17 protein-coding genes are annotated in these 23162 nt (G+C 67.7%); 2 read left to right on the top strand and 15 right to left on the bottom strand.

Going from position 1 to position 23162, the window contains the following annotated elements; all coding sequences use genetic code 11:
• Positions 1-106: 106 nt before the first annotated feature.
• The 3 genes from Sj15T_RS03425 to Sj15T_RS03415 all read right to left on the bottom strand — a co-directional run bounded on the left by Sj15T_RS03425 (position 107) and on the right by Sj15T_RS03415 (position 5298).
• Positions 107-2629 carry an EAL domain-containing protein gene (locus Sj15T_RS03425; protein WP_013039887.1) on the bottom strand — a complete coding sequence of 841 codons (2523 nt, stop codon included), beginning with the start codon at positions 2627-2629 and terminating at the stop codon, positions 107-109.
• A gap of 300 nt (positions 2630-2929) precedes the next feature.
• Entirely contained in the window at positions 2930-3748 is an 819-nt protein-coding gene (locus tag Sj15T_RS03420) for an arginyltransferase (protein WP_013039885.1), read from the bottom strand.
• 302 nt (positions 3749-4050) lie between these two features.
• A complete protein-coding gene (locus tag Sj15T_RS03415; RefSeq protein WP_007688463.1) occupies positions 4051-5298 on the bottom strand; it encodes a threonine ammonia-lyase in 1248 nt (415 codons plus the stop codon).
• Positions 5299-5396: 98 nt separating this feature from the next.
• Between Sj15T_RS03415 and Sj15T_RS03410 the strand changes: the two genes are divergently transcribed.
• Together Sj15T_RS03410 and Sj15T_RS03405 are read left to right on the top strand one after the other, a co-directional pair.
• Positions 5397-6266, top strand: a complete 870-nt coding sequence (locus Sj15T_RS03410; RefSeq protein WP_007688461.1) for an NAD(P)-dependent oxidoreductase — start codon at positions 5397-5399, stop codon at positions 6264-6266.
• A gap of 53 nt (positions 6267-6319) precedes the next feature.
• Entirely contained in the window at positions 6320-8062 is a 1743-nt protein-coding gene (locus Sj15T_RS03405; protein WP_013039884.1) for an amidohydrolase, read from the top strand.
• Positions 8063-8099: 37 nt separating this feature from the next.
• On the opposite strand, the gene Sj15T_RS03400 is transcribed toward Sj15T_RS03405, so the two are convergent.
• The 12 genes from Sj15T_RS03400 to Sj15T_RS03345 all read right to left on the bottom strand — a co-directional run bounded on the left by Sj15T_RS03400 (position 8100) and on the right by Sj15T_RS03345 (position 23156).
• Entirely contained in the window at positions 8100-9839 is a 1740-nt protein-coding gene (locus tag Sj15T_RS03400) for a hypothetical protein (protein WP_013039883.1), read from the bottom strand.
• On the bottom strand, positions 9839-10591 hold the full coding sequence (locus Sj15T_RS03395; RefSeq protein WP_013039882.1) for an FkbM family methyltransferase: 753 nt from the start codon (positions 10589-10591) through the stop codon (positions 9839-9841). Before Sj15T_RS03395 ends, Sj15T_RS03400 begins: the two co-directional genes overlap by 1 nt.
• A complete protein-coding gene (locus Sj15T_RS03390) occupies positions 10588-11727 on the bottom strand; it encodes a glycosyltransferase (protein ID WP_013039881.1) in 1140 nt (379 codons plus the stop codon). The genes Sj15T_RS03395 and Sj15T_RS03390 overlap by 4 nt, the downstream gene beginning before the upstream one ends.
• Positions 11724-13049 carry a hypothetical protein gene (locus tag Sj15T_RS03385; protein ID WP_041386347.1) on the bottom strand — a complete coding sequence of 442 codons (1326 nt, stop codon included), beginning with the start codon at positions 13047-13049 and terminating at the stop codon, positions 11724-11726. Before Sj15T_RS03385 ends, Sj15T_RS03390 begins: the two co-directional genes overlap by 4 nt.
• Before the next feature lie 29 nt (positions 13050-13078).
• Positions 13079-13831, bottom strand: coding sequence for a methyltransferase domain-containing protein (locus tag Sj15T_RS03380; protein WP_013039879.1), 753 nt, complete (start codon positions 13829-13831; stop codon positions 13079-13081).
• Positions 13832-13940: 109 nt separating this feature from the next.
• Positions 13941-15074 carry a glycosyltransferase gene (locus Sj15T_RS03375; RefSeq protein ID WP_013039878.1) on the bottom strand — a complete coding sequence of 378 codons (1134 nt, stop codon included), beginning with the start codon at positions 15072-15074 and terminating at the stop codon, positions 13941-13943.
• Entirely contained in the window at positions 15074-16423 is a 1350-nt protein-coding gene (locus Sj15T_RS03370) for a sugar transferase (RefSeq protein WP_013039877.1), read from the bottom strand. Before Sj15T_RS03370 ends, Sj15T_RS03375 begins: the two co-directional genes overlap by 1 nt.
• A 177-nt stretch (positions 16424-16600) precedes the next feature.
• Positions 16601-18496 carry an XrtA/PEP-CTERM system amidotransferase gene (locus Sj15T_RS03365; protein ID WP_013039876.1) on the bottom strand — a complete coding sequence of 632 codons (1896 nt, stop codon included), beginning with the start codon at positions 18494-18496 and terminating at the stop codon, positions 16601-16603.
• Positions 18497-18506: 10 nt separating this feature from the next.
• Positions 18507-20027 (bottom strand): EpsI domain-containing exosortase, encoded by a 1521-nt coding sequence (locus Sj15T_RS03360; protein ID WP_013039875.1) that lies wholly within the window; start codon positions 20025-20027, stop codon positions 18507-18509.
• Complete coding sequence (locus tag Sj15T_RS03355; protein ID WP_013039874.1) at positions 20027-21256, bottom strand: TIGR03087 family PEP-CTERM/XrtA system glycosyltransferase; 1230 nt, start codon at positions 21254-21256, stop codon at positions 20027-20029. Before Sj15T_RS03355 ends, Sj15T_RS03360 begins: the two co-directional genes overlap by 1 nt.
• The gene (locus Sj15T_RS03350) at positions 21253-22314 is read right to left on the bottom strand and encodes a FemAB family XrtA/PEP-CTERM system-associated protein (protein ID WP_013039873.1); all 1062 of its coding nucleotides are present in this window, start codon (positions 22312-22314) and stop codon (positions 21253-21255) included. The genes Sj15T_RS03355 and Sj15T_RS03350 overlap by 4 nt, the downstream gene beginning before the upstream one ends.
• Positions 22311-23156, bottom strand: coding sequence for an XrtA system polysaccharide deacetylase (locus tag Sj15T_RS03345; RefSeq protein ID WP_007687005.1), 846 nt, complete (start codon positions 23154-23156; stop codon positions 22311-22313). The genes Sj15T_RS03350 and Sj15T_RS03345 overlap by 4 nt, the downstream gene beginning before the upstream one ends.
• Positions 23157-23162: the final 6 nt, after the last annotated feature.

Below are 23162 nucleotides of genomic sequence, written 5' to 3'. Positions count from 1 at the left end.
AGGGGAACGTCCACTCCCCACTCAAATCACTCAGTCCGGCGAGTCTTGAATTTGTCCACGCTGCCTAGTCAGCGCAAATGGCTGGATCCGTTGAACGCACGATGCCCTAGGCAGCGCGCGAGCGCACCGCCGCCCAGGGCCGGGGCCTTCCCATCAGGTAACCCTGGCCGATGGTGCAGCCGCGCGCGATCAGCATCTCGACCTGCCCGGCGGTTTCGACGCCTTCGGCCACCACCTCCATGCCCAGGCTGCTGCCCAGCTTGACGATGGCGTCGACGATGACGGCGTCGCCCGCATCCTGCTCGATATTGCTGATGAAACTGCGGTCGATCTTCAGCACGTCGACCGGATATTGCTTCAAATGGCTGAGCGATGCGTAGCCGGTGCCGAAATCGTCCAGCGCGATCCGCACGCCCGCCGACGACAGGCGGTGCAGCGCCCGCTCAACCTGTTCTGCGCCCCGGCCCAGGAAAACGGTCTCCGTCACCTCGATCTCGAACTGCTGCGGCGGGACGGCGCAGCGCGCCAGATGCGCGAGGACATAGTCGGCGAAATCATGCTGAATGAAATCGGCGGCGGACGCGTTGATGGCGACCCGGCCCGGATCATGGCCTGCGCGCAGCCATCGGTCGACGTCGCGGACGACCTTCGCCAGCATCTTTTCGGTGAGTTCGACCGCCAGTTCCGCATTGTCGAAAGCCGCGGCGATGGTATCGGGCGAATGCACGCCGGTGCGGGGATGCTCCCAGCGGAGCAACGCCTCATAGCCCAAAATCCGGCCGGTTCGCATGTCCGCCTTGGGCTGGTAATAGGGGACGACCAGATCGTCCACGATCGCCTGGCGCGCCATGTGGATCATCGAACTGCGCTGCTGCGCATCGGCGCGCAATTGCGACTGGAACAGCGTCAGCCGCCCCCGCCCGGTGGATTTGGACGCATAGAGCGCCAGGTCCGCCGCCTTCAGCAATTCCGCCGCGTCCTCGCCATGTTCGCCGAAGACCGCGCCGCCCATGCTGATCCCATAGTCGAGCGACCGCCCATTATGGACATAGGGCACCCGCACCCCGCCCAGCAATTCGGCGCTCCACGCCGAAAGCGCCGCGCTGCTGGCCAGCGAGGGCGCAATCATGCCGAACTCGTCGCCGCCCAGCCGCCCGATCATGGCATCGGCCGGCGCGCAGGAGGCGAAACGCTGCGCAAAGCCGCAGAGCAGCGCATCGCCCGCATCATGGCCCAGCGTGTCGTTGGTCCGCTTCAGGTCGTCGATGTCGACCAGGATGAGGCCAAAGCTCTCCCCCGTCCGCCGCGCCTGCTCCGTCATCTCCTCCAATGTCGCCTGCCACAGCGCCCGATTGGGCATGCGCGTCATCGGATCGTGCGTGGCGGCCCAGCGTATGCGTTCCTCGCTGTTCCTCTCCTCGGTCACATCCTGGAAAGTGACGATGACGCGCAGCGGCTTGCCGGAATCGGAAAAGCTGCTCCAGCCGACGCTCTTGATCCAGCGCAGGGCGCCGGTATCGGCCCTGTACACCCTCAGCGTGGCCTCGAAATGCGGCGGCATGCGCTCGCTCGCGACGACGTCCAGCATTTCGGCAAGGCGCGGCCGGTCCTCCGGGTGCACCAGCCGCAATGCCAGTTCGCTGGTCGCCGGTTCGGTGTCGGACAGGCCCAGCATGGTCCGGAATTCCCGCGACCATGTCCGCGTGCCGGCGACCGCGTCGAAATCCCATATGCCCAGCCGCGCCGACTGCACCGCCAGGCGGAAGCGCTCCTCGCTGTTGGCCAGTTCGCGCTGCGCCAGCTTCTGCGCGTGAATATCCTCCAGCGTGCCGTACCAGCGCACGATCCGGCCCTTCGCGTCCCGCCGCGCCGATGCGCGGGAGCGCATCCAGCGATAGCCGCCGTCGGAAAGGCGCAGCCGGTAGTCGACATCGACGGGATCGCCCGTGCGCAGCTTTTCCGACCAGACGGCCAGCGTCCGGTCGACATCGTCGGGATGCAGCGAATCGATCCATCCCCTACCCCGCGCGCGCGCCGGGGCGATGCCGGTCAGTTCCTGCCAGCGAGGGCCCACCTCTTCGATGTCGCCGCTCGCCGACGCCGTCCAGGGAACCTGCGGACTGAGTTCGACCGACCAGCGATAATGCTGCCGGCTTTCCGCCAGGGCGGCCGCCAATGCGTGGCGGTCAAGGTCGTGGCGCTCGTCTATGTCCTCTATCGTTCCGTACCACAGCGGCGCCTCATCGGGTTCCGCGACCAGCGTCATGCGCACGATCCCCGTCCTGGTCTCTCCGGCCAGCGTGCGCATCCGGACGGGAACGGGATCTGGCCGGGCAGAGCGCCTGGCCGCGTCGGCCAGCGCCTTCCAGTCATGCCTGTCCAGCATGGCGCGCCAGCCATTGCCGGTGATGTCGCCGGAAAAATGACGGGCGAAGAGGTCCGACATGATCTCCCGCGACAATATGCGGCCGCGACGGTCGGCGATCCAGCGAATCAGCGGCGGCGAAACGCGCTGGAAAACAGGGGAGAAGGACAGTTCGTTGCGATAGAAGAATGAATCCCATCCCAGCCCTTCCCGAGCCAGTCCGGAGGCAAATTCCCCAAATCTGCGATCAGCAAAACGGTCCATCTATCGACCCTGATCCATCGCTATTTCCGCAACCCATCGGAAAGCAGTAACGGAAAAAGTTAAATAAGCTTTCCAATAGCGTAGTACGTAATAAATCCATGATGACGCAAAGCCGTTCCGGGCCGGCCATGCGAAGACGTCCCTGGGCTGAATCGATATTTTGAAGATGACGAGCCGAAAATTGGCGGCTTTTCGCGACTCTTGAAGCGAAGCGCGTGACTCGCTTCGACCATTTGCAGGCCACCAGGGCCGAATGTCGATACAGCCTGCGCCCGGCCTGTCCCCGGTGGCCATCGGGTTTTATTTGCGGAAGATCGCCGCCAGTTCGCGGGGCAAGGCCGGATCGTCGCGGCTTTCCGCCTGCCGCGCCGCCTGCGCCTGCTCCTGCGGGTCGAACCGCGCCCAGCCGTTGCGGCTCAGCCGTTCGAGCGGCCGATAGCGGATCTTGTACTGCATCCGCTGCGATCCCTCGACCCAATAGCCGAGATAGACATAAGGCAGCCCGGCCTTCGCCGCGCGCAGGATGTGGTCCATGATGATGAAGTTGCCCAGCCCCTTGCGATGCTCCAGCTCCGTATCGAAGAAGCTGTAGATCATCGACAGGCCATCGCCCTGCCGGTCGGTCAGGCAGGCGCCGATCAGCCTGCCGGGACGGCCGTTCTCGCCGGGTTCGCGATATTCGACGACATGGCTTTCCACCGGGGTCTGTTCGACCATGTCGGCAAAGTCCATTTCGTCCATTTCGGTCATGCCGCCGCCGGGATGCCGGGCGCGCAGATAGCGCTGGAGCAGTTCGAACTGCTCCTCCGTCGACCAGGGCTTGCAGGCGGTGATGACCAGGTCTTCGTTCCGGCGCAGCAATTTGCGCTGGGTGGCGTTGGGTTCGAACTCGCCCGCGACGACGCGCACGGATACGCAGGCGGAACAATCCGCGCAACTGGGGCGATAGGCGACGTTCTGGCTGCGGCGGAAACCGATGCGGCCAAGGGCGTCGTTCAGTTCGGACGCGTTGTCGCCGCTGAGTTCGGTAAACACCTTCCGCTCGCTCTTGCCGGGCAGATAGGGGCAGGGGCTGGGATTGGTGACGAAAAAGCGCGGAAAGCGGAAAGGCGCACTCACGACCGCATCTCCCCCACAGCGCTGCCCGACCCCTGATTCATGAGTCGACTATGCCGTTCGCGAGCGGCTGTGAAAAGTTTATTTACCACGAAAATTGGTTAAGCGGCAGAGAAGAGACTGGAGGTTTGCGCGATAGGCGGGAAATGGCCATGAGCGGTCATCAGTTTTCCGTCACCCCGGGCTTGACCCGGGGTCCCGCTGCCTTGAGCCGGGCGCGGACTCAGAAAGAAAGCGGGACCCCGGGTCAAGCCCGGGGTGACGAAATGGGGATTGACGGCTTTCCACCCTTCGCCGCAAATCCTCTACGCCACCTCGATCGGCGCGACCTCATAGCCCACCTGGCGCAGCGCCGCGATCAGGCGTTCCAGATGAGCGCCGTCCCGCGTCTCGCATTCCACGTCAAGGCTCAGGCCCTTGGCCGGCAGATTGGTGAAGATCCGCTGGTGCGACAGTTCCAGGATGTTGACCGCTTCCTGGTCGAAGATGCGCGCCACATGGAACAGCGCGCCCGGCCGGTCCTGAAGGATGATGCGCAGCCGCGCCAGCCGGCCCGATCGCGCCAGGTCGCGCAGCAGCACATTGGCCAGCAGCCGCGTATCGATATTGCCGCCCGTCAGGATCAGCCCCACGCTGCGCCCGGCGAACAGCTCCTTGTGCGTCAGCAGCGCGGCCAGGCCGGCGGCGCCCGCCCCCTCCACCACGGTCTTTTCGATCTGGAGCAACAGGCTGACCGCTTCCTCCAGATGGCGCTCGCTGACCAGCAGCACGTCGTCCGCCAGCCGCTCGACGAAGCGGCGGGTGAGTTCGCCCGGCTCCTTGACGGCGATGCCCTCCGCCAGCGTGTCGCCGTCGCAGGGCAGGTTCGCGCCCTTGATATAGTCGTACATCGACGGATAAAGCTCCGCCTGCACGCCATAGACCTTGATGTCGGGCTTCATCGCCTTGGCCGCCGTCGCCATGCCCGAAAACAGGCCGCCGCCGCCGATGGGCACGATCAGCGTGTCGATCTCCGGCGCGTCCTCCAGCATCTCCAGCGCGACCGTCCCCTGCCCGGCCATGATGTCCGGCTCGTCGAAGGGGTGGACGAAGGTCAGGCCCTGCTGCACCTCCAGTTCGCGGGCATGGGCATAGGCGTCGTCGAACTTCTCGCCGAACTGGACGACGGTCGCGCCATGGCCCTGCGTCTGGGTGACCTTCACCGTGGGCGTGGTGTTGGGCATGACGATGGTGACGGGCACGCCCAGCCGCCTGCCGTGATAGGCAAGGCCCTGCGCATGATTGCCGGCAGACGCGGCGATCACGCCCTTCCCCTTCGCCTCCTCGTCCAACTGAAGCAATCGGTTGAGCGCCCCGCGCTCCTTGTAGGCGGCGGTGAACTGGAGATTCTCGAACTTCAGATACACCTTGCAGCCGAACATGGCCGACAGCGTCTGGCTGACCAGCGTCGGCGTATGCACGACAGAGCCCGAAATTCGCACCCGCGCCGCCAGTATGTCGTCGACGGAAATGGGCAGCGGCACGGCGCTCTCTATCTTGCTCAGCGTGTTCATGGCGCGCCACCTAGCTTAAAATTGCGGCGGAAGGAACTGGCACTGACGGAAAACTCTGCCTATGGCTTGCGGGGCGCGCATCCAACTGATCGAGGCATATGGCTAAAATCGCGTTTATCGGCCTGGGCGTCATGGGCGGCCCGATTGCGGGGCATCTGGCGAAGGCGGGACATGAACTGACCGTCTACAACCGTTCCATCGGCAAGGCGAAGCGCTGGGCGGAGGCCTATGGCGGCGCGGTCGCGATCAACCCGGCCAAGGCGGCCGAGGATGCGGAGATCGTCATCAGTTGCGTCGGCACCGACGACGATCTGAGCCAGATCACCCTGGGCCGCGACGGCGCCTTCCGCTCGATGAAGCCGGGCGGCCTCTTCATCGATCATACCACGGTATCGGCGCGGATCGCGCGGCAATTGTTCGTGGAGGGCGAAAGCCGAGGGCTGCACTGCGTCGACGCGCCGGTGACGGGCGGTCAGGCCGGGGCGGAAAAGGCCAGCCTGGCGGTCATGTGCGGGGGCAGCGAACCGGCGGTCGCGGCGGCCCGGATCGTGATGCAGGCCTATGCGCCGCGCATCGTCCATGTCGGGAAGGCGGGCGCGGGCCAGACCGCCAAGATGGTGAACCAGATCTGCATCGCGGGCGTCGTGCAGGGCCTGGCCGAAGCGCTGCGCTTCGCGCAGGCGGCGGAACTGGACCTGGACAAGCTGTTCGACGCGATTTCGGGCGGCGCGGCGCAAAGCTGGCAGATGGACAAGCACTGGAAGACGATGGCGGCGGACAGTTTCGATTTCGGCTTCGCGGTGGATTGGATGCGCAAGGACCTGGGGCTGGCGCTGGAGGAGGCGCGGGCCAATGGCGCGACCCTGCCGGTGACGGCGCTGATCGACCAATTCTATGCCGATGTGCAGGCGATGGGCGGCCACCGGCAGGACACCAGCGCGCTCGTCCGGCGGATCACGCGGGCATGAACAGGGCCGGCATGACCAGCAGCGCCGTTCGCCCTGGGCCTGGCCCAGCGACAATGCGCCCCTGCGGCAAGCCGCGCGCGAACGGCCGCGCCATCGCCCTCGTCACCCTCGCCACCGCCCTCGCCCTGGCGCTTCCCGTCCCCGCGCTCGCGTCGGGCATCATCGACAATGTGAACGGCATCGCGCTGGACGCCGACGGCCGGCTGGTGCGTTTCCGGGCGCTCACCATCGACGATGAGGGCAAGGTGGAAAGGCTGCTGCCCGACCGCTACCGGGAACCGGAGCAGCCGCGCCCCCGCAAGCGGAAGCGGAACGAGCCGGAACAGGCCCAGCCCAAGCGCCCCGACTTCAAGCTGGACGCGGGCGGCAGGACGCTGATCCCCGGCCTGATCGACGCGCATGGGCATGTGATGGGCTATGGCCTGTCGCTGATCACGCTGGACCTGTCGGACACCAAATCGCTGGCGGAGGCGCAGGCGAAGATCCGGGCCTATGCCGCCGCCAATACGGGCCGCAAATGGATCATCGGCACGGGCTGGAACCAGGAGCTTTGGGGCCTGGGCCGCTTTCCGACGGCGGCCGAACTGGATGCCGCCGTCAGCGACGTTCCGGTCTGGCTGGAACGGGTGGACGGCCATGCGGGCTGGGCCAATTCGCTGGCGATCAAGGCGGCGGCCGTCACCGCCGCGACCAGGGCGCCCGCCGGCGGGCGGATCGAAATGGCGGCGGGGAAGCCCGCCGGCGTGTTCGTCGACAAGGCGATGGAGCTGATCACCCGCGTGGTGCCGCCCCCGGCGCCCAAGGACCGCGACATCGCGCTGGAAAAGGCGCAGCAGGCGCTGCTGCGGCAGGGCATCACCGGCATTGCCGACATGGGCACCGGCATCGACGACTGGCAGGCCTTTCGCCGGTCGGCGGATCGCGGCGCGCTGCGGGTACGGATCATGTCCTATGCCCTCGGCCTTGAGAACATGGTGCTGATCGCCGGGCCGGAACCGACGCCCTGGCTCTATGACGATCATCTGCGCATGGGCGGGATCAAGCTGGTCCTGGACGGCGCGCTCGGATCGCGGGGGGCCTGGCTGAAGGCCGACTATGCCGATGCGCCGGGACAGCGCGGCCTGCCGATGATCCCTTCCACCCAGCTTCGCAACATCATGAGCCGGGCGGCGATGGACAATTTCCAGATCGCGGTCCACGCCATCGGCGACGCGGCCAACAGCGAAGTGCTGGACGCGGTGCAGGAACTGAGCGAAACCTACAAGGGCGACCGGCGCTGGCGCGTCGAACATGCGCAGATCGTCGACCCGGCCGAACTGCCGCGCTTCGGCCAGTTCGGCATCGTCGCCTCCATGCAGCCGGTGCACCAGACGTCCGACTGGCGCATGGCGACGGCGCGGCTGGGCGAGGCGCGGTTGAAGGGCGCCTATGCGTGGAAGGCGATGCTGGACAATCGCGTGCCGCTCGCCTTCGGGTCGGACGTGCCGGTGGAAAGCCCCAATCCCTTCTCCGGAATCGCCGCCGCCATGACGCGGGAGGATGCGTCGGGGCAACCGGCGGGCGGCTGGATGCCGGAACAGCGGGTTCGGTTGGAGGCGGCGCTGGACGCTTTCACCCGGACGGCGGCCTATGCGGCCTTCGCGGAAAAGCGCTTCGGCAGCCTGGCGCCGGGCCAACGGGCGGATTTCCTGCTGATCGACCGGGACATTTCCACCTCCAGCCCCGCCGAGATTCGGGGCACGCAAGTGCTGGAAACGTGGATCGGCGGCAAGCGGGTCTATGTGAAGGGGCAGTAGAAGCGATGCGCTCCTGCGCGGCCAAGAGCACGGCGCGTTACAGCACATCCCCCGCCGCGTTGAAGGCCTCTTCCTCCGTCTCCGGCAGGGGCGGCTGCACCGGCTTGTCGCAGCCCTCCTCCTTCATATGCGCGCGCAGCGCGTCCATGCGCCCCAGATTCCATCGCGCCAGCGGCACGCCCAGCGGCCGGAATTCGGCGCGGTCGAACAGTTCCACCACATAATTCCTGCAAAGATTGTCCACCTGCTCAAGCGTCAGCATGCCAAGGTTCATCACCATCGGCTTGCCCGGCACGCCGTTGCGCCCCCGCACCAGGTCCGTCACGTAAAGCCCGCCGCGCGGATCGACGAGGACGACGTCGGCCCGCGACGCGTCGATCATCCGGTGGCTCGCCGCATAGGGCGCGACGAAGCCGTGCGTCCGCCACACCAGGAAGGCGCTGCTGAGCAAGGTGATGGCGGTTCCCAGGAACAGGGGCCGCATGGCGCCCGTCCGGAAGCGCGCCCAGCCAAGGCCCGCCAGCAGGCAGAAAGGCCCGATGAAACCATGGGCATAGCGATAGCCCCAGCCATAGCCCTGCGCCAGGGCGAGCGCGCATCCGGCAAAGCAGCCCAGCGCCAGCGGCAGCGCGATCTCCTGCCCCCGGATCGCCCCGCGCCAGCGCATCGCGAACACGCCCAGCGTCGCCAGAGGCACCATCAATATGTTGTTCCAGGCGGCGAAGCGGCTGAGATTGACCAGCGGCTGCCAGCGGTCGCCCAGCCGCTCGAACAGGCTGCCCACCTTGTCCGCCACGCCTGCGGAAGGGCGCACGTCGGTCGCCTGCCCCAGCGCATGGGTCAGGAAGGCGGGCCATAGCTTCGCCCAGACGATGACGACGACCGCCAGCACCAGCATGTGGAAGATCGCGACCCGCCACCGCCGTCCCAGCAGCATCCAGAGGATGAAGGGCGCGATGAAGATCGGCGGGAAATGCCATTGGTGCAGCCCCGCCGCCGCCAGCGCGACCACGCCCGCGCCCAGATGCCCCACCGCCCCGCCGCGCAGCACCAGCGCCAGCCAGATCATGTTGAGCGCGAAATGCCCCGTCATGGCATAGGGCGTCATCGCCGTGACCCATAGCTGCGCCGACGACAGCCCCAGCAGCATCGTCACCCACACGGCGTCCGGCCTGTCGGGGAACAGGTGCAGCGCCACCCGCCACAGCGCGAACAGCCCCGCCATCAGCAGCGCCGGCCCGGCCAGATTGGGGTCGCCCGCCTGCCAGAACAGCGCCTGGATCGCGCTGTTCACCGGCAGATAGGCCGCCGTCCAATAATCCGCCGCGCCGAAGGGGGAGAAGAATTCGGGCATGATCGCCCGGCGATAGGCCTCCCACTCCATCGGGATCGGGCGGGCCAGGAAACCCTCCCGCATATAGGCGGCGGCAAAGCGGGCGACCTCCTCGTCGCGGGAGATGGAATAGTCCTGGAACAGCCAGTAATGCCCCGCCCATGCCACCAGGCCGAAGAACAGCACCAGCGGCACCATCACCCGCGCGCGCGGCGGCGCCAGGCGCCAGCCCATGCCCTCCGCGAAGGGCGCGGCCAGCGTCAGCAGCAGCAATCCGCCCAGAAGCGCCGGAAAATCCTGGTCGAGGAACAGGATCACCGCCAGGCTGATGCCCTGCCTGTAGGTCACATGCCAGAGGAAAGTCGCGCCCAGCCACAGCGCCAGCCCGATCGCGCCCGCAAGGAACAGGCGGGTGGCACTGATGGGGCGCAACCGATTGAACATCAGCCTTCCCGCGGCAGCAGCGCCCGGTTGACGAAAATGCCGTCCATCTCGACCAGCAGGGGGAAATGCCCCTTGTTGTTGGCGAAGAAGGCGGAGGGGACGAAGCCATGCTCCGCCAGCCAGTCGATCATCGCGCGATAGCCGGTTCCACCTTCATAGATCGGCCGGACGCCGAGTTCGGTCTGCACGCCCGCCATGTCGCGCAGCGCGTCGCCCGCGCCTTCGCAGACGGACAGGTCGTGCCCCTGCGTATCCATCTTCAGGAAAGGCCGGGCGAAGCCGTGGGCGCGCCTGAGGTCAGGCAACAGGCTTTCCAGCCGGCGGCATTGCATGTCGACCGTGCGCGTCACCCTGTTGCGCTCGGCGAAGATCGCGTCCTGCTCCCCCGACGGCGCCTTCAGCGAGCTGAACTGGTCGGCCGCCATGATGTTGAAGCTCGCCATGCCGTCGAAGTCGGACAGGGCCATGTTGAACACATGCCATCGGCGGTCGGACGAGGCGTTGCGTTCCAGTTCGGAAAAGATGTCCGGATTGGGCTCAAAGGACAATATCGTGCCGCCAAAGCCCGCATCGCTGCGCAGCATCGTCGCATATTGGCCCCGGTTGGCGCCGACGTCGAACACGCAATCCACCGCGAAGGCGCCCAGGAAACGGCGCAGCGCCTGGATTTCGGGATATTGATGCACCCGCCCCGCCAGCGCCAGCCGAACCGCCAGCGCCCGGTCGCGCAGTTCCCGGATATGACGGCTCATTTCCCGGTCACGCCGCGATAGATGGCGATGGTGGCCAGGGCCATGTCCTTCCAGTTGCCCATTGAATCTCCATAGGTGCGCGCGCGCGCTCCCAAAGCTTGCCTGATGGCCGCGCTTTCTACGAGGAGCAAGAGGGCTTGCGCAAGCGCGGGCGCGTTTCCCGCCGGCGTCCTGGCGGCGACCCCCTCCGGCAGGTCGGCGAACATGCCCGCGTCCGACGTGACCATGGCCTTGCCATGGTGCAGGGCCGACAGGAAAGCGCCGCTGCTGTCGATATGCCGATAGGGGAAGGCCAATATGTCCGCCTTCGCCATATGCGCGTCGAGCCGTTGTTCGGTGAGGAAAGCGAGATCGGTGATCAACCGCTCGCCAAAGCCCGCGGCGCGGACGCGCTCGATCAGCGGGGCGATGTCCATGAAGGGCTTGCCCGCCAGCGCCAGTTCGAAGCGATGCCCGGCGCGCCAGAGCGACAGGCAGGCCTCCAGCAGCAGGTCGACGCCCTTATAAGGCCGGATGGTGCCGAAAAACAGCAGGCGCGGCAGGATAGCATCCGGCACCTGCGCCAGATCCTCCGCTCCGGCGGGCGCAAGCCGCATCGGCGGGTGCGGAATCACATGGATGCGCTTGGGATCGACGCCCTGCCGCTCCAGCGCTTCCCGCGTCGTCCCGCCATGGACGATCAGCGCGTCGAACATGTCGAGCAGGCCGCGATAGCCCCTGCCCTGCACCCCGGCGTCGGCATGATAGGCATCGGCATTGTGAACCGTGTGGACCAGCGCCGTCCTGCCCTTCAACCGCCGCAGCATGATCCGGTCGGCCGGCGCGAGCGGCAGCCATTGCATATGCGCGACATCCGCCCCGGCCAGCGGGGCAAGGTCGCCCAGCGCGCAGCTGAGGCCATATTCCGCCGCCTTGAGCAGGCGGAAGGCCCGCCCTTCCCCCATGCGCCGGCGCAGCGCCTCGCTCCGGCGGAAGAAGCGCGGCTCGTAGCGATAGCCCCGCGGCACGATGGCGTCGGTCGCCCGCATCGGCCGGCCGAGCAAGGCGACCTCCGCGCCCTCGCCCGCCATCGCGGCGCAGAGGCTATCGTCATAGCGCCCGGTGAAAAGCGACGGATCGCACATGGCGACCTTCATGCGCGCTTCCCCACCAACTGGCGCAGCGAAAGTCCGTGGATGAACGCCGCGACGAACAGGGTCAGCGCGTAGAGGAGCAGGAACATGAGGTCGAACCGATCCGGCGCGAATATCCGGGCCAGCGGCACGCTGAGCAGCGACCCGGCAAGGAAGGGCAAGGACCGGCCGAGCAGCAGCCTGAACCGCCCCAGCGCGCCCTGCACATAGACGGACACGCAGATCAGGGCGAGCGCCAGCAGCGCGCCGCCGATCAGCAGCAGGTCGACCCGGTCGATCGCGGCGCGGCCGTCGAACAGCTTTGCGAACAGCCACTCGCCCAGCAGCAGCAAGGCCGCCGAAGCGCCCAGCGCGAAGAATAGCGCCGCGCCGAGCGCCCGCGTCACCAACTGGCGCAGCCTTGCCCGGTCGCCGGCGTGGAAGGCGCGGGTGATCCGGGGCAAGGCCGCCTCCACCATCGCCCTCACCAGCATGGAAAGGGATCGGGACATCTTGAAGAAGAAGTCGAAGAGCAGCATCGGCCGCGCATCCTGGGTCGCGGCGGCAATGGTGAAATAAGGCGCGTTATAGGCCAGGATTTCGGAAATGGTGAAGGCCGCCGAAGCGCCGATGTCCCGCAGATAATGGCGCCTGACATGGCCGCCGCCGACCCTGAAGGACAGCCAGTGCCGCGCCCGCATGCCCAGGCGCCGATGCACCAGGGCGATGGCATAGCCGATCACCGCGATGCTGACGCAAAGCTGCAAGGCGACGGACATGCGCGGGTCCAGCCCCTGCAGGATGAACAGCAGCAGCGCGATGGTCATCGCCCGGCGCAGGCAATCCAGCGCTTCCCAGAGGAAATTGCCGTCCACCGCCGCCAGCGCCCTCTTGGCGAGCAGGGCGGGCAGGTTGAGACAGGCGGACAGGAAGAAAAGCAGGAAGAGAAGCGGCATGCCCGTATGCAGCCCGCCCGCCGCCAGCGCGGCCAGCAGAACAGCCAGGCCGCCGACGATCAGCAGGCCCAGGAACAGGAACAGCACGCCCATTTCCTCCAGCCGGAAGCCGCCCGCCTCGCCCTTCTCCGGCCCCGAATTTCCCGGCCCCGAATTCCCCGGCCCCGAATTCCCCAGCCAATACCGCCGCAGCCGCGCATAGATGATGCTGGTAAGCCCGAATTCGGCGGAAATCGTGAAATTGCCGAACGCCACCAGCAGCAGGAAGGACTGGAACTCGCGCAACGGCAGGACGCGCACGAAGACATAGGTGACGGCAAAGCCCCAGATCAGCGTCAGCCCGACATTGGCGAGCTTGATGAGGGCAAGGATGCGCGCCGATCCCTCCATCCGGGCAAGCGCGCTGCCGGGCGGCATGCTCACCGCGCGCCGGTCGTCAAAGGCTTGCGCGCGCGGAACAGCCTGTCGTCCAGCGCATGATAATGCCGCGTATCGGCGTCGATGGCGCCGGCGTCGATCTCCTCCAGGTCGAAGCCCGCCGCCCGGATGCGGTCGGCGAAGTCAGGGCCATATTGGCGCACATGGTCCCACTGGCCGAAACGCCGCTCCCGTTCGCGCGGAGGCATGTCGAAGCTGCCGTCCTCGGTCGGCTTGTCCCATAACGGGACGATCAGCCACGCCTCGCCGCCGGGTTTCAGCGCGCGATGAATGTTGCGCAGCACGGCATGATCGTCGGGCACATGCTCCATCACATGGCTGGCGTAGAAGAGGTCGTAACGATCGCTGGCGTCGAGCGCCATCAGGTCCACGCGCCGCATGTTCGGCACAGAATAGCGGCCGGGATCGAGGTCGGCGGGGGTATAGTCCGCGGCGGCGGAAAAGCGGCGCACCAGGCTGCCCTCATTGGGCGCCATGTGCAGCACCGCGCCCTGTTCCGGCACGGTCAGCACATGGCCCGCGATCAGATGGTTCATCAGCCGTTCGCGGGGGGAAGCGCCGCAGTTCGGGCAACCCCATTCGGCATTGTCGCCATAGCGGAAGAATCCGACCACCGCCTGCCCGCAGGCCGGGCAGCCCCGGTTCGCCCGCGCGCCCAGCGCCTTGCGCGCGGCCAGCAGGGTCCGGGTCAGATGCTTGCCGGCGGCCTTCGCCACCCGCTGGAAAGTGATCACGCCTTGGCTCCAAAAAGCAGTTGGCACCGGCCTATACAATATGCCGCCGCTTTGGCGAGCGATTCCGTGGCGCCCGCCCCATTCAGGCCGTCACCCCCGCGAAGGCGGATCAGCGCGACTTGGCCGGATTCCAGATGGTCACGGTCCGCCCCGTCATCGCCTTCGCCACGCCCTGGAGCGTCGCGAAATAGGCAAGCACGATGTCCACCACCGCCGCGAAAGGCCCGCCGCTGGACCGAAGCCCGCGCCACAGGATGAACACCCCCGTCAGCCCGCCAGCCATGTAGAGCGTCGGCGAAATCCGCATCGCCAGCGTCCCCGCCGCGACGAGGCCCGTCAGGATGAATATCCCGCCGAACCAGCGCACGATCTTGCGAGAGGCATATTTGAACCGATCCAATGCCCCCATCCGCCGCAATTGCGGCCGCAAATGGCTGTGCGTGTGCCAGGCGCGGGCGGCGATGCGCATCTTGCGCCGATATTCGTCGCCGCGCCCGGCGACCAGCCGCTCGCGGGCGATCACGTCCTTCGCCTTCACCAGCCGCCTGCCCGCGAAGACGACCGCCATCGACACGGTCAGATCGTCGAGCACGCTGTCGGGAAATTCCGGATAAAGCGCCCGCCGGATGGAAAAGATCGACCCGTCCGCCCCCAGCACGTTCCCGGTGCGCGATTCCTCGTCCTTCAACCGCTCCTCGATCCGCCAGTAGAGCGACCCGACCGAGGCGGTCGCGCTTTCCCCATCGCCCATATAGTGCAGCGACCCCAGCACGCCCCCGATCTCCGGATCGGCATAGCGCGCCAGCAGATTGTCGACGGCGTCGGGGTCCAGCATGACATTGGCGTCGGTGAAGATCAGCACGTCGCCCTTGGCCCGCGCCGCCAGCAGCTTCATGCCATGCGCCTTGCCGCTGCGCCCCGGCCCGCGCAGCAGCGTCACCAGATCGCCCCGCGCCGCGATCAGCGCCGCCGTCTCGTCCGACGATCCGTCGTCGAAGGCAAGGATTTCCAGCGCCGGGCAGCGCGCCTTCAACATCGCCAGATTGGCCAGCTTTTCCGGCATCGCCGCCGCCTCGTTATAGGCGCAGAACAGCAGCGATGCGGACGGCGCCGGCCCCGCGACCGGCCGTTCCGCCTTCGTCGGCAGCAGGCGCAGGATCAGCGGGTAGAAAAGAAACGGCCACGCCACCGCCACCAGCGACAGCAGCAGCAGCAACGCCGCGATCAGGTCGATCCCGTCCATCAATAGGCCTTATGGTGCACCAGCACGCCGATGGTCGCGACGATGATGCGCAGGTCGCGCCAGATCGACCATTGGGTGACATATTCCAGGTCCGACTGGAGCCGGTCGATCAGATCCTGATGATGGTCGGTCGATCCGCGATGGCCGCGCACCTGCGCCAGCCCGGTCATGCCCGGCTTGATGCAATGCCGTTCCCAATAGCGCTCGTCCACTTCCCAATAGAGGCTGTCGCCGGCCTTGGCGGCGGCGGCATGGGGGCGCGGCCCGACGATGCTCATGTCGCCGCGCAGCACGTTGAAAAGCTGCGGCAGCTCATCGATGCTGGTCTTGCGCAGGAAACGGCCCACGGCCGTCACCCGGTCGTCGTCCCGCGCCGTCAGCCTGTCGGCCTTCCGGTCGCTCGCCTCCGTCCGCATGGAACGGAATTTGTAGATGTTGAACGGCCGGGCGTCGCGGCCGATGCGCGGCTGGCGGAAGATGACGGGGCCGGGACTGGTCAGCTTCACCGCCAGCGCCGCCGCGATCAGCACCGGGGACAGCGCGATGGTGGCCACCGTCGCCACGACGATGTCGAAGAATCGCTTGATCAGGCGATCGCGGAACTGGAACGGCCCGCCCGCGACGATGATCGTCGGCTGGCCGTCGAATTCGTCCACCCGCGCCGGGGCGAAGCGCAGCAGTTCGGGCACCACGATCTCGCCCCGCGCCGACAGGGACTTGAGCGCCACCGACCAGTCGTCCATCCGCTCCATCGGGCAGGCGACGATCACCCGTTCCGCCAGCCCCACGGCGGCCGCCAGGCGGGCCGCCATGTCCGCGTCATGCCCCTTGGGATGCAATCCCGCGCCGGCGGCCTCTATCACATGCATGTGCGGGCCGGCATCGATCGTGACCCCGTCCATGATGACCGCCGTCAGGTGCGGCACCTCGCCCAGCAGGTGCGCGCTCAGCCGCCCGATGGCCAGCCGCACGGCCGCCACGCCCACCGCCGAAATCCCAAGCCCGACGATGAAGGTCAGGCGCGAAAGCTGCTCCGCGATCTTGCCCAGATAGACGATCAGCAGCATCAGCATCGCCGCCTGCGCCAGCGCCATCAACGCCCGGAATATGCCGCGCCGCAGATCCTCCAGCATGTGGATGCCATAGGCGCCGCCCTGCACGCCCAGCAGGACGTAAAGCGGCGCGATCATCGCGAACATGACGATGCCGTGGGGCTTGCCCGGCTCGCCCAGCCATGCGCCCAGCACCAGGTAATTGGCGAGCAGGAAGGACAGGAACAGCGCCGCCATGTCCCCCAGCAGACACAGCAGGTACAGGCGCACCCGCAATATTTCCTTGGAGACTGTCACTCGTGGACCCTGATTGGCTTTGGCGTGTCCGCTCCGTTGGCATTGCCGGAGGCGGCTTTCAAGAGTTTGAATGGAGAAGAAGCGTTCCCGCGCAGGCAGGAACCCGGTTCAGGCGCCGCGATCTTGTGCAGCGACGGGACTGGACGCCTGCCTTCGCAGGAGCATCTGGCGTAACGATCAAAGGCTGAACAACCGCGCCAAAGCCTTGTCCAGCATCAGCAACTGCCACAGCAGCCGCCCGTGATCCGCCAGCCCGGCCTTGTGATCCGCGGCCACCTTCCCCAGCATCTTCGCGTCGAACCAGCCGGTCTTCGCCAAGGCCGATCCTCCCGCGATCGCCGTCGCCTCCCCGGCGAGCGGCCCCCGGAACCAGGCGCTGATCGGCGTGACGAAGCCCATTTTCGGGCGATAGAGTATGTCCTGCGGCAGGAATGGCTCCATCGCCTTCTTCATGAGGTACTTGCCGCTGTTCCCGCGAATCCGCTGCGCCACGGGCAGCCGCGCCGCGAACTCCACCAGCCGATGATCCAGCAACGGCTCCCGCGCCTCCAGGCTGACGGCCATGCTCATCCGGTCGGTCTTGGTCAATATGTCGCCGGGCAGCCAGATGCGGATGTCGGCATATTGCGCCCGGTCCAGCGGATCGCGCGCCGGCGCCTCCGCCATCATCCTGACATAGCGATCCTCCGCCCGATAGGCGCCGAGCCGCGCCTTCATGTCCGGGCTGAACAGACGCTGCCGCAGCGCATGGGGCGTAACCCCGACCGACGCGGCATAGGCTTCCCCGCCCTCCCCCGCCAGTTCCAGCAGGGTCGACTTCGCGCGCAGGGGCCGGGGCGCCCAGTCGGCCTTGGGATAGTAGCGGCCCAATGTCCCGAACAGCGGCCGCCGCACCGAAGCGGGGATCAGGCCGCGCAGCCTTTCCCCCTGCATCTGGAACCGATGCCGCCTGTAGCCGGCAAAGGCCTCGTCCGCGCCGTCGCCGGAAAGCGCCACCGTCACCTTCTCCCGCGCCAGTTCGCACACCCGGTAGGTCGGCAGCGCGGAGGCATCGGCAAAGGGCTCGTCGAAATGCAGCGCCAGCGTGTCGATCAGCCCATAATCGTCGGGCGACACGATGCGGGTGCGATGGTCGGTGGCGAAGCGCCGCGCCACCCTGTCGGCATAGGCGGTCTCGTCCAGTTCCCTGACGTCGAAGCCGATGGTGCAGGTCTTGACCGCCTGTTTCGACGCCTCCGCCATCAGCGCGACCACGCTGCTGCTGTCCACCCCGCCCGACAGGAACGCGCCCAAAGGCACGTCCGCCACCATGCGGGACCGCACCGCCTGCCGCATCAGCGCGACCATTTCCTCCTCCAGCGCCTCCGGCCTCGCCCGGCTGCGGTCGGCGAAGCTGACGTCCCAATAGCGCTGCGGCTGCGGCAGCGGCCGCCCGCGCACGATGCGCAGCGTCTCGCCCGCGCCCAGCTTGCGCACGCCCGCCACCATGCAGGCGTCGTCGGGCACATAGCCATAGGCGAGATAATCCTCGACCGCCGACAGGTCCGGCGCCCGGCGCAGCAACGGATGGGCGAGCAGGCTCTTGAGTTCCGACCCGAAGATCAGGCTGCCGTCGGACAGCAGCGCATAATGCAGCGGCTTCACCCCCAGCCTGTCGCGCACCAGCCACAGCGCCTGCGCCCGCGCATCGAACAGGGCGAAGGCGAACATGCCGTTGAACTTCTCGACGCAGGCCTCGCCCCATTGGCGATAGCCGTGCAGGATGACCTCCGTGTCGCTCTGCGTGCGGAAGACATGGCCCTTGGCCTCCAGTTCCGCCCTGACCTCCATGAAATTGTAGATTTCGCCGTTGAACACGACGGCCAGGCTGTCATCCTCCGTCAGCATGGGCTGGGTGCCGCTGCCCAGGTCGATGATCGACAGGCGCAGATGGCCCAGCCCCACCCCCGGCGCGGTCCACACGCCGCTGTCGTCCGGCCCGCGCCACGGCATGGCGTCCAGCATCAGCCCGACCCGCGCCGGATCGACCGGCTTGGCCGTTTCTAGATGGAAAATGCCCGCAATTCCGCACATGCGAAGGGTCTTAGCGGGTTCCAAGGCTGCGGTCAGCCAAATCCTTCACATCGCCCAGATCATGCAGGAAGGCGGCGATGGCCGCATCGGCGGAACGCCCCGCCCGTTCCTCCGCCGAAACCATGATGGCGGCGGCGCGCCGGTCACCGCCCAGCAGGCGCGCCTTCATCGTCGCCAGCTTGACCAGATGGGCGCTGCCGGTGGGCCTGCCCCCGCCGACGACGTAGAAGCTGACGACATGGCGCACCACGCGGCCGGGGCCGGTGATCTGCTCGCCCCGCGCATCGCCGGGCGCGGGGGCGGGCTGCGACCAGGTCCATCCGCTGTCGGCTCCCGCCGCGCCCTGGCCGAAGCCGACCAGTTCGCGCCCCTCGTCCTGCCGGTCGAACGTCGCAATGGCGAGATCGACGACCTGCCCCTTGGCATCGCCATATCGCGCCATGGCCAGATGATCGGCGCCGTCGAAGCGCGGCCGCCAGGGCCGAAGCGGCGGCTCGTCGCTTCGGACCCAACCCTTGACCTGCGGCATCGCGGGCGCGCCGGGCAGGGGCTGGCCCGCCGCCGCGCTCGCCGCCAGCCAGAGCGGCGCGGCCACGATCATCGCCAGCGCGACGCCCGCGACGGCGCCCGTCGCAGAATGGCCCTTATGCCGCAGATCTTCGGGATCGAACCAGGGGTCGCCGGGCTGCCGGTCGAAAAAGGGCCAGGCGATCGCCATCACCACGATCAGGATGACGGCGAAGAACAGCCAGCCATAAACCACATGGTCGAAGCCCGCCGCCGCATCGATGGTGGTCACTTCCGCGACGAAGATGGTGGCGAAGGCCCGCACGCCGTTCGCCAATATGGACAGGGAGAGCGTGCCGACCATGAAGGCGACCCGCCGCCTCCAGCTGGTGAAGCAGACATTGCAGACCAGCAGGCCATAGGCGGTCATGGCGATCACGAACTTCGCGCCGGAACAGGCCTCCGCCACCTCGAAATAGCCGTTGGGCGTGGTGATGAATATGCCCTGCATCTGCGCGGGAACGCCGGTCAGGCCGAGCAGGATCATGCTGATATGCGCCGTCGCCAGTTGCAGGGGCGCGACGATCTCCTCGCCGAAGGGCACCATGAAAAAGGCGTAGAACAGGGGAAACAGCAGCGCCCGCGCCACGGCCGGTCCCAGCAGGGCGATCACCGAACCCTGCAACATCATCACCAGCGCGCCATGGCGGACCACGGCGACGCCCGCCGCCGCGCCCAGCATCCAGGCGAAAGCGCCCAGCCCCAGCCAGAGCAGCCCCGGCGCCCAGGCGGAAGGCTCCAGCCGGCGCAGGCCCGGAAGGCGCTGCTGCACCAGCCAAGCGACCAGGATCGGAACGAACAGGCAATGGCCATAGGTCGACGCGTTCCACCAGATCGCGACCATGCCCAGCAGGTCGCGGTGGAACAGCGCCAGGATCGTGCAGGCGACGATGGCGAGCGCGGTCAGATGACCGCGCCAGCCCGACAGCTTCACCTCCGGCCGCATGGGAAGCGCGTCTTCCATCAGGCGGCCCTCATGCCGCCGACGCCGGGCGATCCGAACAGCATGTCCGGCAGCGCCGCCAGCGTCGCCGACCAGCGGTAGCGCTCCTCCATCCGGCATCGCGCCGCATGGCCAAGCCGCGCGGCGCGCTCCGGGTCGGATAGCAGGGCAAGCACCTTCTCCGCCTCCTGCGCGGGGTCGGCGGCGATCAGCAGATGCTCGCCGTCGCGGGCGTCTATCCCCTCGGCGGCCTGCGGCGATGCGACCACGGGCCGCGCCATGGCCATCGCCTCCAGCACCTTGTTCTGGATGCCGCGCGCGATCCGCAGCGGCGCCACCACCGCGTCCGCCGCCGCCAGCCAGCCGCGCACGTCGGGCACGGCGCCGGTAACGACCACGCCGGGCAGGGCCGCCAGCGCCTGCACCGATTTCGCGGGATTGCGCCCGACAATGGCGAAGATCGCATCCGGACGGCGGGCGCGGATGGCGGGCAGGGTTTCGCGGGCGAAGCTCTCCACCGCCTCGGCATTGGGGCGATAATCCATCTGCCCGGTGAAGACGAGCAGCCGCCCGTCCGGCCGATCCACGGCGGGGAAATCCGCCAAGGGATCGAAAAAATCCAGCGCCACGCCATTGTCGATGCCGACGATGCGGTCAGGCCCCAGCCCGCTCGCCCGCCGGAACAGCGCCGCCTCCGCTTCGCTGACGAAGGCGCAGAGGTCGGCCCGCTCCGCGACCTTCCGCTCGAAATCCAGCAGCGCGCGCCCCTCCCGCCGGTTGATCCAGGCCATGGGACCGGAGCCTTGCGCGCCATAGGCCGCATATTTGGCCGAATCGAAATCCACGAAATCCATGACGAAGCGCACCCCCTCCGGCAGCGCGGGCACGAAATGCGCCATTTGCGCCGAATAGGCGGCGACTGCCGCGATGGGACGTTCCGCCAGCGTCTTCGCGACCCAGCGATGCAGGCCGGGATGATCGAACAGCGAAACCAGCAGGGGCTGCCCCTTCGCCAGCCCTTTCAGGCCCGCCGCGATGCGCGAACGGTCGCGCATCAGCACGCATTGGCTGGCGGTCATCTTCGCCATGTCCGGCGCAAAGCCCATGTCCCGCGCATCGTCGGCAAAGCAGCCGACATGGACCGGCGCGATCTCCGCCATCCGCTCCAGCAGGTGATAGGACCGGATCTTGTCGCCCCGATCCGGCGGAAAGGGGATGCGATGGCAGAGGAAGAGTATCTCCCCCCTCACCCCAGCCCCCGCGCGATGAACGGTCCGATGAGGTTCGCGACCGGCAGGGGCAGCTTCTTCCAGAGGTCGATCCGCCGCTGGTGGCGCGGGCTGTCGGGATTGACGTCCCGCCGCTCGCCCGTGGCCGACCAGCCATGATAGGAAAGCGGCGCGGGGTCGAAGCCGAAGCTCCTTTTCCACGCCGCCTGGCCGCTGCCCGTCCTGGACCGGCCGAAGTCGAAGACGCGCATGCCCCGCGCCCGGCCATGGCCCATCAGCCGGTAGTACATGAGTTCATTGGACCGCAGCCGCCGCGCATCCGCGATGCCGCCGCCCCAGAAGGGCATGACCCGCCCTTGGTGATAGAGGGTCAGCACCGCCGAGACTGGCCGCTCGCCCTCATGGACCACCAATATGTCCGCATCTTCGCCAAAGGCCGCCAGCACCTCCCGGAACAGCCGCGCCGGGAAGACCGGCGTGCCGAGATTGCGCACGCTTTCCGAATAGACGCGGTAATGCGCCCGTCGATGCCGCGCATCCCGGCCGATCTCGACGCGCAGCGCGCCATTGGCCAGCGCCTTGCGCAATTCCGCCCGATGCTTGCGCGGCACGGCCAGCAGTTCCGCCTCGTCGTCCGCCGCGATGGGGCGGGCGAAGCCGACATGGCTGCCCTCATGCAGCGTCCAGCCCTCGCCCGGCGCCGGACCGCCGCGAATCTCCACAGACGCGATGCCGCCGTCCCGCGCCATGCCCTGGCAGGCGGCGGCCAGCGCGGGCACCGCCGCCGGGTCGCTGGCGAGAATCCCGCCGTCGACGGCAAAACCCGACGACACCAGGGCCTGCCCGAACAGGGCGCTGCGCACATGATGCAGCGGCAGCAACCCCGCAATCTCCCCCGAAGGCGCGACGGCGGCCAGCATATGCGCCCGGTTGCCCGTCCCCCGCTCCACGCCCGTCAACCAGGCCGGCCGGTGGAAGGGCGTCCCCTGCGGATGCGCCATCACGAAGCCGTCCGCGGCATCCCGCTGCGCCGGATCGGCAAGGTTCAGTCTGGTGACGAGCATCTCCCCCGCCATCATGCCGCCCGCTCCGCTTCTTGCGCCGCCAGCGCATCCACGCGGGTCCAGGAAAAATCCCGCGTCAGGCGGCGCAGCTTGGCCGCCATGACCGACAGGTTGCTGTAATGCCGCACCCGCGATCGCAGGGGCGCGCCCTGGACGCGGGGCTGTTCGGCGTCGATCTCCCAGGGATGGAAATAGATGATCGCCGGTCGCCCGTCCCGCTGGTTCACCTGCCGGATCGCCCAGCGCGAAAAACCATAGGGCAGCAGCCGGAAGAAGCCGCCGCCTCCCGCCGCCAGCGTCCGGCCCGCGAACCTCGCGGTGGTCACGGGCAGTTCGACCAGCGGCGATCCCTCGACCGGCCGCCAGGCGAAGCGCGGGCTTTCGGGCCAGCCATAATGATCGTGCCGGACCGGCGCGACGCTGCTGGAATAGGCATAGCCCTCCTCCGCCAGCACCTCATGCGCCCAGGGATTGCGCCGGTCGATGGAAAAGCTGGGCGCGCGATAGCCGGTCACCGCCTGCCCGGTCGCATCCTCCAATATCGCCCGCGACCGGCGCAGGTCGGCGCGAAACTGCGCCCCGTCGAAGGTGAAGACCCGCTTATGGTCATAGCCGTGGCTGGCGACCTCATGCCCCGCATCGACGATGCGCCGCATCAGCGCCGGATAGCGTTCCGCCACCCAGCCGAGCGTGAAGAAGGTCGCCTTGACCCCCGCCTCCTCGAACAGCGCCAGCACCGCATCGGTGTTGCCCTCGACGCGATGGGCCAGGCCCGCCCAATCCTCGCGCCGGATCGTGCGCTCGAAGGCGCCGACCTGGAACCAGTCCTCGACGTCGACGGATAGGGCGTTCAGCATGGGTCC

This window comes from Sphingobium sp. TA15, from assembly GCF_037101235.1.
In the GTDB taxonomy this organism is placed as follows: Bacteria; Pseudomonadota; Alphaproteobacteria; order Sphingomonadales; family Sphingomonadaceae; genus Sphingobium; species Sphingobium indicum.
The sequence above is the reverse complement of the archived record's forward strand: the minus strand, read 5'-3'. Positions and strand labels throughout refer to the sequence as shown.